At 63.0% G+C, this 14,098-nt stretch carries 15 protein-coding genes and 1 pseudogene; 14 read left to right on the forward strand and 2 right to left on the reverse strand.

Annotated features, from left to right (window positions below):
- The 5 genes from C5N93_RS21980 (at position 1) to C5N93_RS22000 (ending at position 5,178) form a co-directional block, all read left to right on the forward strand.
- Positions 1 to 954 (forward strand): diiron oxygenase, encoded by a 954-nt coding sequence (locus C5N93_RS21980; RefSeq protein WP_242560889.1) that lies wholly within the window; start codon positions 1 to 3, stop codon positions 952 to 954.
- Positions 955 to 1,167: 213 nt separating this feature from the next.
- Positions 1,168 to 2,181, forward strand: coding sequence for a hypothetical protein (locus C5N93_RS21985; RefSeq protein ID WP_242560890.1), 1,014 nt, complete (start codon positions 1,168 to 1,170; stop codon positions 2,179 to 2,181).
- Positions 2,178 to 3,482: a pyridoxal-phosphate dependent enzyme gene (locus tag C5N93_RS21990; protein ID WP_242560891.1), complete on the forward strand. Its 1,305-nt coding sequence runs from the start codon at positions 2,178 to 2,180 to the stop codon at positions 3,480 to 3,482. The genes C5N93_RS21985 and C5N93_RS21990 overlap by 4 nt, the downstream gene beginning before the upstream one ends.
- Positions 3,479 to 4,492, forward strand: a complete 1,014-nt coding sequence (locus tag C5N93_RS21995) for an FAD-dependent oxidoreductase (RefSeq protein WP_242560892.1) — start codon at positions 3,479 to 3,481, stop codon at positions 4,490 to 4,492. Before C5N93_RS21990 ends, C5N93_RS21995 begins: the two co-directional genes overlap by 4 nt.
- Before the next feature lie 41 nt (positions 4,493 to 4,533).
- Positions 4,534 to 5,178: a flavin reductase family protein gene (locus C5N93_RS22000; protein WP_242560893.1), complete on the forward strand. Its 645-nt coding sequence runs from the start codon at positions 4,534 to 4,536 to the stop codon at positions 5,176 to 5,178.
- On the opposite strand, the gene C5N93_RS22005 is transcribed toward C5N93_RS22000, so the two are convergent.
- A complete protein-coding gene (locus tag C5N93_RS22005) occupies positions 5,129 to 6,010 on the reverse strand; it encodes an autoinducer binding domain-containing protein (protein ID WP_242560894.1) in 882 nt (293 codons plus the stop codon). The genes C5N93_RS22000 and C5N93_RS22005 overlap by 50 nt on opposite strands.
- A 635-nt stretch (positions 6,011 to 6,645) precedes the next feature.
- Here C5N93_RS22005 and C5N93_RS22010 point away from each other — a divergent pair.
- The 7 genes and pseudogenes from C5N93_RS22010 to C5N93_RS22040 all read left to right on the forward strand — a co-directional run bounded on the left by C5N93_RS22010 (position 6,646) and on the right by C5N93_RS22040 (position 11,888).
- Positions 6,646 to 7,119, forward strand: a complete 474-nt coding sequence (locus C5N93_RS22010) for a DUF2244 domain-containing protein (RefSeq protein ID WP_069340362.1) — start codon at positions 6,646 to 6,648, stop codon at positions 7,117 to 7,119.
- A gap of 43 nt (positions 7,120 to 7,162) precedes the next feature.
- Positions 7,163 to 8,332: pseudogene (coxB, locus tag C5N93_RS22015) on the forward strand (cytochrome c oxidase subunit II); the annotation flags it as partial.
- A gap of 100 nt (positions 8,333 to 8,432) precedes the next feature.
- Positions 8,433 to 10,025, forward strand: coding sequence for a cytochrome c oxidase subunit I (ctaD, locus tag C5N93_RS22020; RefSeq protein ID WP_069340360.1), 1,593 nt, complete (start codon positions 8,433 to 8,435; stop codon positions 10,023 to 10,025).
- Positions 10,026 to 10,027: 2 nt separating this feature from the next.
- Positions 10,028 to 10,147: a cytochrome oxidase small assembly protein gene (locus C5N93_RS22025; RefSeq protein WP_217426338.1), complete on the forward strand. Its 120-nt coding sequence runs from the start codon at positions 10,028 to 10,030 to the stop codon at positions 10,145 to 10,147.
- Positions 10,148 to 10,774 carry a cytochrome c oxidase assembly protein gene (locus tag C5N93_RS22030; protein ID WP_069340359.1) on the forward strand — a complete coding sequence of 209 codons (627 nt, stop codon included), beginning with the start codon at positions 10,148 to 10,150 and terminating at the stop codon, positions 10,772 to 10,774.
- Positions 10,767 to 10,988: a DUF2970 domain-containing protein gene (locus C5N93_RS22035; RefSeq protein ID WP_069340358.1), complete on the forward strand. Its 222-nt coding sequence runs from the start codon at positions 10,767 to 10,769 to the stop codon at positions 10,986 to 10,988. The genes C5N93_RS22030 and C5N93_RS22035 overlap by 8 nt, the downstream gene beginning before the upstream one ends.
- Before the next feature lie 39 nt (positions 10,989 to 11,027).
- The gene (locus C5N93_RS22040) at positions 11,028 to 11,888 is read left to right on the forward strand and encodes a cytochrome c oxidase subunit 3 (protein WP_069340357.1); all 861 of its coding nucleotides are present in this window, start codon (positions 11,028 to 11,030) and stop codon (positions 11,886 to 11,888) included.
- Positions 11,889 to 12,244: 356 nt separating this feature from the next.
- On the opposite strand, the gene C5N93_RS22045 is transcribed toward C5N93_RS22040, so the two are convergent.
- Positions 12,245 to 12,448 carry a twin transmembrane helix small protein gene (locus C5N93_RS22045; protein ID WP_044453748.1) on the reverse strand — a complete coding sequence of 68 codons (204 nt, stop codon included), beginning with the start codon at positions 12,446 to 12,448 and terminating at the stop codon, positions 12,245 to 12,247.
- Positions 12,449 to 12,568: 120 nt separating this feature from the next.
- On the opposite strand from C5N93_RS22045, the gene C5N93_RS22050 reads away from it, so the two are divergent.
- Together C5N93_RS22050 and C5N93_RS22055 are read left to right on the forward strand one after the other, a co-directional pair.
- Positions 12,569 to 13,318 (forward strand): SURF1 family protein, encoded by a 750-nt coding sequence (locus tag C5N93_RS22050; protein ID WP_242560895.1) that lies wholly within the window; start codon positions 12,569 to 12,571, stop codon positions 13,316 to 13,318.
- Positions 13,319 to 13,365: 47 nt separating this feature from the next.
- Positions 13,366 to 13,998 carry a cytochrome C oxidase subunit I gene (locus C5N93_RS22055; RefSeq protein WP_150721018.1) on the forward strand — a complete coding sequence of 211 codons (633 nt, stop codon included), beginning with the start codon at positions 13,366 to 13,368 and terminating at the stop codon, positions 13,996 to 13,998.
- The last annotated feature ends 100 nt before the right edge of the window (positions 13,999 to 14,098 follow it).

Genomic DNA, 14,098 nt, shown 5'->3' on the forward strand with positions numbered 1-14,098 from the left:
ATGCCGATCAACAGGGACGCGTCTCCCCATGTTCCGGATCGTGTCGGCGCGCACGAGACACGCAGGTCGTGGCGGGAGGTCGCGGCCGTCACGCGCGCTACGGCCGAGGCGCCGTTTCCGCCATTGCTGCCGGGGCATCTGTTCTTCAACGTGTCGCTCATGCCCTATGCCACGCATCCAAAGGTCTGTGAGCGAGGACAGGCAACGCGGCAGCGGCTGAGCGCGTTGCGTCTCGAGGACTATCTGAACAAGACGGAGCGTGTCGAGTTGCATATCGTCAACCGGGCCATCGAGCGGATGCTTGATGTGCCGGGAATGGCGTCGGTAAGCCGCGACGATTTGCTGGCGATCTATACCGATGAAGGTTTTCACACCTGGATGATGGCGCGGTTTCGGGCGCAGTTGCTTCGCGCGACGGGCTGCGCGCTCATGCTTCGGCCATCGCGGAGCGTGATGCAGGTGCTGGCGCTGTGTGAGGCGGTGCCGTCCGAGCATCGTGGCGTCGCCCTCGTGGCCGCAGCCATGGTGACGGAGACGTTGATTACCGGCACGTTGCGTCAGGCCGGTGCGGGCAACGCGATCTATCCCCCGGTGCGTACGTTGCTCGCCGAGCATGGTGCAGATGAGATGCGTCATCAGGCGGCGTTCGTGCGGTTCGGCGAGGCGTGGGTGCCGTCGCTATCTCGTGACGAACGGAGGGTGTTCGACGAACTGATCCCCGAGTTGTTGTTGGCCTTTCTTTCGCCCGAGCTGCCAGCATGGCAAGCGCATTTGTGCGAGGTGGGTCTGAGCGCGTCCGATGCCGATCAGGTGTTACGCGAAAGCATCGACCCGCTGGCAGTCGGGGTCCAGATGATGGAGGCGGCGCTGGTGCCTCGACGACTGTTCGAGCGCCTGGGACTGTCGTGTGCCGAACGGTTTGCGCAGCACGCGAGTCGCTGGCGGCCGCCTTGAGGACGCGGCGTGTTCTTTCGTCGCGTCGCGATGCTCGTGGATATCGCCTGGAGACACGCTTTGGAAAGTGCCCACTCGCGGGCGAGACGACATCGCAGACGACGCAACGCGGCACGAGAGGCGGCGCCGTGAGCGGGACGTCGTCGCCAGTGTATCGATGCAAACGATCAGGAGGGATGTGTGACTTGCCATTGGCTTGCCCCCGATTTGACGATGAGCGCGCCGGACTACCGTGCATTGCTCGGCGCGGCGCTCGCTTTCAAGCGTCGATATCCGCTTCATACCGAGGGCGCGCTTCGGAACAGGACGATCTACTTCCTTTTCCATAACGCATCGCTGCGCACACGCAGCAGCTTTCAGACGGGGTTGGCCAGACTGGGCGGAAATGCCATCGTGCTCGATCCGCACAATGGCATCTACACGCCCGCACTCCCGGACGCGGAAATTCCGTACACGACGGAACGGGTGGCCGACGTGGCGCGCGTGTTGTCGTCATACGGCGATGCGATAGCCATCCGTATGTACGGCGCGCCTGCCGGATGGGTTTACGGTGCGGCGCATCGACACCTCGAAGCTTTCGCCGAATCGAGTCAGGTGCCGGTCATCAACATGGAGTGCGATCGCTTTCACCCATGTCAGGCGCTTGCCGATGCGATGACGTTACGGGAGCAATTAGGGGGGCTGACGGGGCGGCGTCTGTGCATCAGTTGGGCCTATTCGGGGAGTTGGCATAAGCCCGTGGCCGTGCCGCAGAGTCTGTTGCTGGCGGCTGTCAAAACCGGCATGGATGTGACGCTGGCGCATCCCACGTCGTTTGCGCTCGACCCGCAGGTGATGATGGCGGCGGAACAATTTGCTGCGCAGACTGGCGCCCGTATTCGGGTGACACATGATTTGCGCGATGGAGTCGCCGATGCGCATGCCGTCTATGCCAAGTCGTGGTGCAGTCTCGATCATTTGCCGAAACGTCACGGTGACGCCGTTGACGAAGCCGCGATGTGTGATGCGTTCGAGCGGCATCGGGACTGGTGCATCGATGCAGACGTGATGCGCCTTGCCGCACCGGGTGCCGGATATCTTCATTGTCTGCCGGTGGATCGCGGGCAGGAGGTGTCCGACGATGTGGTGGAGGGGGCGTCGTCATGGGTGTTCCAGCAGGCGGCGAATCGACTCCACGCCCAAAACGCCGTGATGGCGCATCTATTGAATCCGGGGTGTCTCGCGTGACGCCGCCGTTCTCGTATCGGTACGCCTGCGTGCGCTGTGCCACGCCGCAGGCCTGGGGAGCGATTCGTTATCGCTGCGAAGTCTGCGGGCAGAACCTTCGCGTGGAACGCAAGACGGATACGAACTCGATGTCTGCTGCCGACATCGTCGACGCATTTCGTGCGAGTCAAACGCACGGGATGTGGCGATACGCCGCGCTCCTGCCGGTCGAAGCGAGTTGGGGAAGCCGTTTGCGGGTCGGCGGAACGCCGATGGTCGACTGCGGCGAGGATGACGGGGGCAGAGGTGGCAGCAGCCATGCCGGCGGTGGGGTTCGGCTCTGGGTCAAGGACGACTCGCGAAACCCAAGCGGTTCGCTCAAGGATCGAGCCACCGAACTGGTGCTCGCCGTGGCGAGACGGGCGGGGTGCGCGCAAGCCGTGACGGCGTCCACCGGCAACGCGGGGGCCTCGCTGGCGTGCATCGCGGCGTCGCAAGGCATGGAGGCGACGGTAGTCGTGCCGTTCAATACGCCGCGAATCAAACTGGCACAGATCCGTGCTTATGGCGCCCGGCTGCTTGAGGTCGATGGCACTTACGACGATGCCGTGGAAGTCGCCGAGCGGCTGGCCGCCGATGCTCGCGTGTGTTGCCGCAACACCGGATTCAATCCGTTCACGCGGGAAGGCAAGAAAACCTGTGCGTTCGAGATTGCCGAGGCTTTCGACTGGCACGTCCCCGATTGGGTCGTCGTGCCAACGGGTGACGGCAACATCCTGTCCGGCATCGCTGCGGGTTTTCTCGATCTCTACGCGTTGGGCATCACGTCCGCGGTGCCGCGATTGCTGGCCGCGCAGGCCAGCAGCTCGAACAGCATCTCGCAAGACTGGCGGGAGAACGATGAGACGTGCGCGCTGCCTGAAGCGCCGACGGCCGTGACGCCCGATACCGTGGCGGACAGTTTGTCGGTGAGCCGTCCCAGAGACCACTTTGCGGCGCTGCAGGCGTTGCGCGTCACACGTGGCGCATGCATCGCGCTGGAGGATGCCCGCATCGTCGAGGCGTCGCGTTCGCTCGCGCAACGCTTCGGTCTATGGTTCGAACCCTCGACCGCCGCGGGATATGCAGCGCTGCATGCGTGCCTCGCAACGGGTCGCATCAAGGTCGGGGCACGTGTCGTGTTGCTCGGTACGGGGAGCGGGATGAAATCGCCGCAGGGCTTCGACAGCGTTAGCGCGCAGCCGGTGACGGGGGGCGTCGCGCGGGTGCCGGAGCGTCCGCCTGCTGAACGACATGCCAACGACCCGAGGGAGCGCACATGAGACACGTCGTGCCGGACAGACGTGAGCACGTCATCGTCGTCGGTGCGGGCGTCAGCGGATTGACGACCGCCGTCGCCATGTCCCTCGCGGGGTGTCGCGTCACCATTCACGCGGCGGAGGGCCCAGCGCAGACGACATCGGCGTTGGCGGCCGCGATCTGGCATCCGTTCTATCAAGCGCCCGATCTTGTCTATCTGGCCCGAGCTCGACATACCTACGCGAAGATGCAGCGGCTGTCGACGGATAAGGCGTCGGGCGTCCGCATGCGATCGCTGACCGAGTATTTCCGTCACGACGCCGGCGCGCCGTGGTGGGCCGATTGCGCGAGGGATCTCGAGCGGTTGCCGGATGACGACGTGCCGACGCGCTTCGCCTGCGCTTACCGGATGGACGTACCGGTGGCCGACACCGGGACTTACCTTCGATACCTGATGCACATGTTCCTCGAGCTGGGCGGCAATTACGTCCAGCGTCGCGTCGACGATGTGACGCGGCTACTCGGCGAGGCGGACGTCGTCGTGAACTGCTGCGGCTACGGCAGCCGTCAGTTCGGTGACGACGCGTTGTCGTTGTCGCGCGCCATTGTCCTGCGCGCCCGCCGTGACGATGCCGTGCGTGAATGCTTCATCGATGACTCGGATCCTGCGGCACCGACGTACGTCGTGCCGCGATGCGACGACATCGTGTTGGGCGGTACGGCCGATCCGGGGCTGACGTCCACGGTGATCGGGGCGCATCAGATCGAAGACATCGTGCTGCGCTGCACCCGGCTATGCGAGGGCGTTGCGGCGTTGCAGGTGATCGACGCGCGTATCGGATTTCGTCCGATGCGTCATGTGCCGCGTGTCGCGCGTGACGATCAGCATCCGGGGCTGTTCCACAACTACGGTCATGGCGGCGGTGGCTTCACGTTGTCGTGGGGGTGTGCGAACGATGTCCTGCGGCTGGCCGGTATGACGTCTGCCGATGCGCCACGAGCATCCGCAGGCAGCGACGGGGCACGGCCATAAGCAGACGCAGGAAACCAGACGCAGGAACACAGGGAGAACCGATGGAACTGGACCCGTCGACACTCGACGAAGCGAGCATCTACAACTTCATGATGAGCACGATCCTGCCGCGCCCGATTGCGTGGGTGAGTACCGTCGATGCTCAGGGGCAATCGAATCTCGCCCCATATGCCTACTTCATGGGCGTGTGCTGTGTGCCGATGACCGTGCTGTTCTGTCCAGTCGTGCCGCCGCCGCCGAAGCGTAAAAAGGACACGTTGCGCAACATCGAAGCGGTGCCGGAGTTCGTCGTGAACGTGGCCAGCGCTTCATGTATCGACGCGGTCAATCTGTCGGCGGCGCCCTTGCCTGCGGGGGAGTCGGAGTTCGACCTGACGGGGGTGACGCCGGTGCCGTCCTCGCGTGTGCGTCCGCCGCGCGTGAAGGAGGCCGCCGTCGCATATGAATGCCGCGTGCGCGACATCATCGAGATCAGTGCTGCGCCGGGTGGGGGATGGGTGGTGCTCGGTACGGTCGTCGCGGCACATGTCGACGATGCGCTGCTCGATCCCGTCACCTGCCATGTGGATCTGCATGCGCTGCGTCCCGTGGGACGTCTCGGCGGCGGGGCCTTTGTGAACGCGGCCAGCGACACATTCACGTTGACACGCTACAAGACGCTGGCCGATCTGGCGGCTCGCAAGTGATGGGCCGGGATGCGGGGGCGACGTCGTCGTCGAGCAGCCCGTAATCGCTTGCCAGCTTTGCGGCATGGTGCCGGCTCGATACGTCGAACTTGCGCATGACGCTGCGCAGATGGAAGACGACGCCGTGCTCGGAGAGGGTGAGAATGCGTCCGATCTCCCATGACGTCTTGCCTCGCGCCACCCATCTCAGGCACTCGCGCTCGCGCGGCGTGAGGACGGGCGCACTGCGACGTGCGGCCTCGCGTTGCACGAGGCGCCACACCGCTTCGTGGACGTGCGTGGCCAGCGCGACGCCGGCGTGCTGCATCCACGTCTGCATGCAGTCGTGCGTCGTTGCATGCGCGTGAGGCTGACGCAGACGCGAAAGCGGCGTGGGCGTGGCAGGCGGCAGCGACGGTGTGCGCCAGGGCGAAGACAGGCTCAACGTTCCCAAGGCGCCGGATGGCGTGTAGACCGGATACGTCACGCCGAAGCGCAATCCCGCCTTGCGTTGTTCATCGAGCAGTCGCCGGGTTTCGGGGGACGCATACAGCGACGGCTTCCACTCCACTGGCGTCAGTTGACGTGCGGCCAGGGCAAGTGCCGGATCGATGGCAGCGAAGTGTTGCGTGTCGTAGTGCGTTTGCCAGGCCGGCGGCAGATTCGCGAGACGTGGCGTCGACGTGGTGCCATCCGGCAACGGAAATTGACCGAGATAGCAGAAGTAGCGCTGCCGCAACGCGCCGCACAGCGACGACAACAACGTGCACAGCGTGTCGAAATCGGTGGCTGCCGATAACGCGTTCAGGCCATCGGCAAACGAGCGATGAGGGAGACGGCGCGTGGCTTGCATGGCATGACGATGTAGGGAACATGTTTCGCTTGTAGCATGCGTCTCATGAGCGCGCGCATCGTCGGTTGCTGAGTCGGTGTGCGAGGCGTCGCCGTGCTGTCGCTATCGCACGTCATCGCATGCCCTGGCATCACGTGTGCACAACGGCAACGCCGCGAACTCGCCGATAACGCAGGGCGCGACATAACGTCGCATGCGAATTCTGCTGCACCGTCTACTGTTGATGGATATCGGACGAATCCCGCATCGCAGCGAAGTGCATCGTGCGATGGATGGGTAGGGCGATGCGAGGGCAGACGTCGGGAGCGAGTGCGGAGCATCGATTTCCGAAGTTGTCGATCAGGGTATTCAGGACACCGCAACGAGTGCCGTCGTGTTGCAATGTGTCAAACCGGCGACGCATAGGGAGTATCCCGTAGTTGCCCGGCCGCTGGGATTTTTCGCTAGGGGAATTACCGGATTTCCCTTTTGCATCAATGGGTTCAGGAGGATGCTATGGCGCGCCAAATACTCGGTATCAATGTTGTCGCTTGGAGAATGCGCGTTCTATAATGCGGCAGTTTGTCGCGGCCCGGACGCATCAAGTTCCCGGCCGTCGGACATGAAAGACCCAAAATGCCCCACGGGTGACGGCGATGCTCGCAGCCTCTTCTTCCGATGCCGGATCGGTGACGAAGGAATGGACGCACAAGCGTAACTGCGCGATATCGCCGCGCCAGTTTGTCCTGTTCTACCTGTCGTTGGCCGCCGTTTCATTGGGTGTTGCCTTGATTGCGGCGTGGCGCGGTGGGTGGTTGGTCTTGCCGTTCACAGGCCTGGACTTGCTCGTGGTGGGCGTTGCGTTCGTCATTCATGCCCGGCATGCCACAGATTACGAGGTCATTCGGTTGTCGCCCGTGAGCCTAGTGGTCGAGCAACGTTCAGCACAGAGGTTGACGCAATTCGAGTTCAATCCCCGCTGGGTGCGCATCGACATCGAGAAGCCGCCGCGTACGCGCATTGTCTTGCGCTCGGGCAGCCGCTCGGTCACCGTCGGTGCCTATCTTGCGCCGCATCGCCGCGAAACGTTTGCGCGCGAGCTGCGCCGTTGTCTTGCCCAACAGGCCTGAGAGAGATGGAGACGATCTCGGGCGACCGCCAGGGAGGATTTGGATGGTAATTTTGGGTAAGGAAGCTATGAAAAAAACGAAACACGCCTTGGCGGCTTTCCTTGCGGGCGCCTCACTGCTCGCCGGCGCTCCGGCACTGGCGGCGGTCACGGATATGCCGGGGGGGCCGGCCGTCAACGAACTCAACTTCCAGCCGCCGGTCACGAAACTCGCGGAAGAGCTTCACAGCCTTCACACCATGATGTTGATCATCTGTCTGGTGATCTTCCTCGCGGTGTTCGGCGTGATGTTCTACTCGATCATCAAGCACCGCAAATCCAAAGGCCATCAGCCCGCGAATTTCCATGAAAGCACCACGGTCGAGGTGATCTGGACGGTCGTACCGTTCATCATCGTGATTCTCATGGCGCTGCCCGCCACGAAGACCGTTGTCGCCATGAAAGACACCACCAACGCCGACATCACGATCAAGGTGACCGGCTACCAGTGGAAATGGGGCTACGACTACCTGAAGGGCGACGGCGAGGGCATCAAGTTCCTCTCCACGCTTTCCACGCCGCGCAATCAGATCGACGGCACGGAGCCCAAGAGCAACACGTATCTCCAGGAAGTCGACAACCCGATGGTCGTGCCGGTCAACAAGAAGGTGCGTCTGATCACCACGGCCAACGACGTCATTCACTCGTTCTACGTGCCGGCGTTCGGTATCAAGCAGGATGCTATTCCGGGCTTCGTGCGCGATACCTGGTTCAAGGCGGAAAAGGTCGGCGAGTATCGCGGCTTCTGTACGGAGCTGTGCGGCAAGGAACACGCGTTCATGCCGGTCGTCGTGAAGGTGGTTTCGGAAGACGACTACAACAAGTGGGTCGACACGCAGAAGAAGGCGATGGCGGCGTCGGCCGACGATCCGAACAAGACCTACACCGTGCAGGAATTGATGGAGCGCGGCCAGAAAGTCTACGCGTCGAATTGCGCGGTGTGCCACCAGCCGAACGGCAAGGGCGGCGGTGCGTTCCCGGCGCTCGATGGCGGCAAGATCGTGACGGGTCCGGTGGCTGACCACATCAGCATCGTGCTGCATGGCAAGAATGCGATGCCGAACTGGTCGCATCTGAATGACGTGGAGCTTGCGGCCGTCATCACGTACGAGCGCAATTCGTGGAGCAACAAGACCGGCGACGTCATTCAGCCGGCGCAGGTGCGCGAAGCGCGCGGCAACAAGTCGGCCAATGCGGCCGGTGCCGCCGATGCTGCCGTCAGTGCAGCGAAGAACAGCTAAGTCGTTCGACCAGTTCGAAGCAAGGAGATTGGGTATGAGTTCCATCGCTCACGATCACGTGGCGGGTCACGACGATCACGCGCACGACCATCCGCACGGATGGCGTCGCTGGCTGTTCGCGACGAATCACAAGGACATCGGCACGATGTACATGATCTTCTCGTTCGTCATGCTGCTCTCGGGCGGCGTGATGGCGCTGATGATCCGTGCGGAATTGTTCGAACCGGGCCTGCAGTTCATTCGTCCGGAGTTCTTCAATCAGCTCACCACGATGCACGGGCTGGTGATGATTTTCGGCGCGATCATGCCGGCGTTCGTGGGCTTCGCGAACTGGATGATCCCGTTGCAGATCGGCGCGTCGGACATGGCGTTTGCGCGCATGAACAACTTCAGCTTCTGGTTGCTGCCGGTCGGCGGTCTGCTGCTCATCTCGTCGTTCCTCGTGCCGGGCGGCGCCACGGCTGCCGGCTGGACGATGTACGCACCGCTGTCGGTGCAGATGGGACCGGGCCAGGATCTGGCGATCTTCGGTGCGCACATTCTCGGCGCGTCGTCGATCATGGGCGCGATCAACATCATCGTCACGATCCTGAACATGCGCGCACCGGGCATGACGCTCATGAAGATGCCGATGTTCGTGTGGACGTGGCTGATCACCGCCTATCTGCTCATCGCCGTGATGCCGGTGCTCGCCGGTGCGATCACCATGCTGCTGACCGACCGCCACTTCGGCACGTCGTTCTTCAACGCAGCGGGCGGCGGCGACCCGGTCATGTACCAGCACATCTTCTGGTTCTTCGGACACCCGGAGGTGTACATCATGATTCTGCCGGCGTTCGGGATCGTGTCGCAGGTGATTCCGGCGTTCTCGCGCAAGCCGCTGTTCGGCTATAGCTCGATGGTGTACGCCACGGCATCGATCGCGATTCTGTCGTTCATGGTGTGGGCGCACCACATGTTCGTGACGGGTATGCCGGTCACGGGCCAGTTGTTCTTCATGTACGCGACGATGCTGATCTCGGTGCCCACGGGCGTGAAGGTCTTCAACTGGGTCGCCACGATGTGGAAGGGCGCGCTCACGTTCGAGACGCCGATGCTCTTCTCCGTCGGCTTCCTCTTCGTGTTCACGATGGGCGGCTTCACGGGGCTGATCCTCTCGCTCGCCCCGCTCGACATTCAGATGCACGGCACTTACTACGTGGTGGCGCACTTCCACTACGTGCTAGTGGCCGGGTCACTCTTCGCGTTGTTCTCAGGGTTCTATTACTGGGTACCGAAGTGGACCGGCCACATGTACAACGAGTGGCGTGGCAAATTCCACTTCTGGGGCTCGCTCATCACGTTCAACGTGACGTTCTTCCCGATGCACTTCCTGGGGCTGGCCGGCATGCCGCGTCGCTACGCCGACTATCCGGCGCAGTTCACGGACTTCAACCAGTTGGCGACCATCGGCGCCTTCGGCTTCGGTCTGATGCAGGTGTACTTCCTGTTCTGGGTGGCGCTGCCGACGTGGCGCGGCGGCAAGGCGGCGGAAGCCAAGCCGTGGGACGGTGCGGAAGGGCTGGAGTGGACCGTGCCGAGTCCGGCGCCGTTCCATACGTTCGAGACGCCGCCGAAGGTGCATTGATCATGGCGCTCAGTCCTGAACAGCGCGCGAGGAACCTGCGCACCGGGCTGATTCTCGGCTCGGTGGTGCTGGTGTTCTTCGTCGGTGTGATGATCAAGACCAAACTTCTGGGCGGTATCTGAATGGGCGGCCTGCGACGCATCAACGTGCGCACCTTCAGCAAGTTGTTGCTGCTGGTCGCGGTGATGTTCGGCTTCGGATACGCGATGGTGCCGTTCTACCGCGCGTTCTGCGATCTCGTGGGCATCAACCAGCTGGGCGATCGCACGACCGAAATCAGCGCGCGCAATTCGCAGGTCGACGAGAGCCGCACGATTACCGTCGAGTTCGACGCCAACGCGCAGGGACCGCTGCGCTTCAAGCCGGCGAAGAGCAGTCTGACGGTGCACCCGGGGCAGATCGCGACCATCGAGTACGAAGTGGCGAATCAGCAGCCGCACGAAGTTCGCGCGCAGGCGATTCCGAGTTACGCCCCGGCACAGGCGGCGAGCTACTTCAAGAAGATCGAGTGTTTCTGCTTCACGCAGCAGACGCTCAGGGCCGGCGAGGCCAAGGAGTTTCCGGTGGTGTTCGTGGTGGACACGAAGCTGCCCAAGGATGTGAATACGATCACGCTGTCCTATACTTTTTTTGATCTCGGCAAGAACGATGCCAATCAGCGCGATCAGCGCGCGGACGCCCCGACGGGTTCGCAGGTTGGCGAGGTGAACGCAGGAGCGACAGGAGGAGGCAAGGGCGGCAATGGATGACCTGAAGGAGGCGACCCAGCGCAAGCTGTCGTTCGTCCAGACCATCGGTGCGGTGTTCTGGTCGTTTTTCGGCGTGCGCAAGGGGCGCGATCACGATCGCGACATGGCACAGCTCAACCCTGTGCATCTGATTGTGGCGGGGTTGATCGGGGGCATCCTGTTTGTCGTGGCGCTGGTGCTGTTGGCGAAGCTCGCCATTCGGCTCGCGACGTGAATGGCATAGACAAAGAGAACCAAGCCTGGAGAGATAAGAATGAGTGGTCAACACCAAACGGCGCCTTACTACTTCGTACCGGCGCCCTCGCGCCATCCGGTGAGTTGCAGCGTCGGCCTGCTGGTGGTGCTCGGTTCGGCCGCCGCGTGGGTCAACGGCCAATCGTGGGCGCCGTGGACAGCGTTGCTCGGCCTGCTGTGGGTGCTGTGGGTACTGCGTGCCTGGTTCGGCGACTCCATCGCGGAGTCGGAGGGCGGTCTGTACGGGCGACGCATCGACGTGTCCTACCGCTGGGGCATGAGCTGGTTCATCTTCTCCGAGGTGATGTTCTTCGCGGCGTTCTTCGGTGCGCTGTTCTACGCACGCACGCTGGCAATGCCGTGGCTCGGCGACCTCGATAACAAGCTGCTGTGGCCCGACTTCACCGCCGTGTGGCCGAATGCCGGTCCGGCAGGCGTGGTCGATGCGTTCGAGACGATGGGCCCGTGGCCGATCCCGACGCTCAACACGGCACTGCTGCTGACCTCGGGCGTCACGCTCACGATCTCGCACCACGCGCTGCGTGCGAACCATCGTGGCAGCGCGATCTTCTGGCTGTTCGCCACCGTCGTGCTCGGCTTCGTCTTCCTCGGCTTCCAGGCGTACGAATATCACCACGCCTACACCGAACTGAACCTGAAGCTGACCTCGGGCGTGTATGGCTCGACGTTCTTCCTGCTCACGGGTTTCCACGGGTTCCACGTGATGTTGGGCGCGATCATGCTCTCCGTGATGCTGATCCGTCTGATGAAGGGGCACTTCACGCCGGATCATCACTTCGGCTTCGAAGGCGCCGCATGGTACTGGCACTTCGTGGACGTGGTGTGGCTCGGGTTGTACGTCGTGGTCTACTGGCTCTGACGTCGATACCGATCTCGCTCTGGGACGCCGCCGGTTTCCGGCGGCGTTTGTATTTCCGCGACGGTTGTCCGACGGATTGCCGGGCGGCCGGTTGATGTGCTGAAACGGGAGACATTGCCGGATAGGCCAGTAGGGGCTTTCAGGGCGATATCGGCGCAAAGTAGGCGCAATGCGGCCTTATGTCGCACGAGGCTGGATGCCCCGAACGTGGCGACGTTGTGCCCTGTTGTGCGATGCCTTGCGAGCGTCGAGCGGCAGAATCCGGCAGAAAGCAGGGAGAACGCGGGACGCCAGCGCGAGAAAGGACGAAGGTGGGGTTGGGTGCGGCGATTTGCCGCAGGAGTGTGGCGCGGGACTCAGTATCGTATGCCCGTGCTGTGAATCCAGCCCATCCAGTTGGCAAACAGGATGAGCAGGAACAGCGTCACCGACAGGCCGACACGCACCGCAAGCGATTGCACGGTGCGATTCGATCGGCCCTTGTCCCGCATCATGAAAAACAATGCGGACGCCAGACTGCCGAGAATCAGGACGAAGGCGATGGCAACGATGATGCGCATGATCTGTCCGATGACGGGAATTCGTCATTATCGGGCAACGCATCCGCGCTGGCACGCTGCAATGCAGTGTGGCGCCCCGGCGTTGCACTTCATCGAACGACAGCCGGACAAGGAACGTACGTGTTGAAAACCCTTTTGCGCGGTATGCGACCGGTGCCGGCGGTGCTGATTCTGCTGGGCGTGATCCTCACCGCAGCGCTCGGCGTGTGGCAATACCAGCGCGCGCAGATGCGTCTGGCGCGTCAGGCGCAGATCGAGCAGGCCGAACACGCGCCGGTGGTGGCGCTCGGCGCGCAGACGTATGCGATAGACGACGTCACGCATCGTCGCGTTCGTGTGACGGGGCGCTTTCTGCGCAACCGCGTGGTGTATCTGGATAACCGCCCGCGCAACGAGCTGCCCGGTTTCTACGTGGTGATGGCGTTGCAGGTGTCGCCGGATCACGTGGTGCTCGTCAATCGCGGGTGGTTGCCGCGCGACTTGCGTGATCGCACGTCGATCATGCCGTACGCCACGCCGGCCGGAGACGTCACCATCGAAGGCATTGCTGCGCCCGATCCGTCGCGCGCCTTCGAACTGGGACATGGCGGCTCGGCGGCGGGAATGTCGATTCGTCAGAATCTCGATGTGGCGGATTACGCGCGCGAGACCTCGCTGCCGCTGCAACCGTTCGTCATCATGCAGACGAACGACACGGGCGACCATTTGCTGCGCGACTGGCCGGCGCCGGCGACCGGCGCGGATCGCAACTATGGTTATATGGCGCAGTGGTTCGGCATGTCGCTGATTCTGGCGCTGCTGGGACTGCGTCTGGCGTATCGGCGTGGACGCCGGATGGCTACGGCCACCGACGATTTCAAGCGGGCATGACGGCATAGGGATACAGGGCAAAGATGAGTGCAGACGTGAGGACCGACATGAGTGCCGATGCAAGCGCCGGACGCACCGGCACCCCCGCCATCGACCCGGTGCAGCGACGCCGCGCGCGTCGCATGCTCGTGTTGCTGTTCGCCGTGTGCGCGGCGCCGGCAGTGGCCGCGTATCTGATGTATTACGTTTTCAAGCCGCAGGGCGGTACGTCTGCCTACGGCAAGCTGATCGAACCGCAGCGTCCGCTGCCTGCGCTGGTGGTGCACGACGACGAGACGGGCGAAGACCTCCCGTTATCGTCGTTGCGCGGCAAGTGGCTGATGATCAGCGCGGACACGGCCACCTGTGACGAGAATTGCGTGAGCAAGCTCTTCTATATGCGGCAGATCCGCGTGTTGCAGGGCAACGAACGCACACGCGTGGAAACGCTCTGGCTGGTGACGGACGGCGCGCCGGTATCGAAGCAGATCGACGGCGCCTATGAAGATACCCGCCGCCTGCGCGCCGATCCGATCGCACTCGCCTCGTGGCTACCGACGCAGGACGGCACAGGCCTGCGCGATCACATCTATCTGGTCGACCCGCTGGGCAACCTGATGATGGCGTTTCCCAAGAATGCGGACCCGGGCAAGATCAAAAGCGATCTGTCGCGACTGCTGAAGTGGTCGGGTACGGGTTGAGGGGCGGGGTGAGCGCTCGCCGACGTGGCGACGACACACTGCCATCTCACAAGACAGTCCGTGCGCGAGGGCGCGCCGGATACGACGAAGAATTGATGCG

This window comes from Pandoraea sp. LA3 (assembly GCF_022696215.1).
Classification (GTDB): domain Bacteria; phylum Pseudomonadota; class Gammaproteobacteria; order Burkholderiales; family Burkholderiaceae; genus Pandoraea; species Pandoraea capi.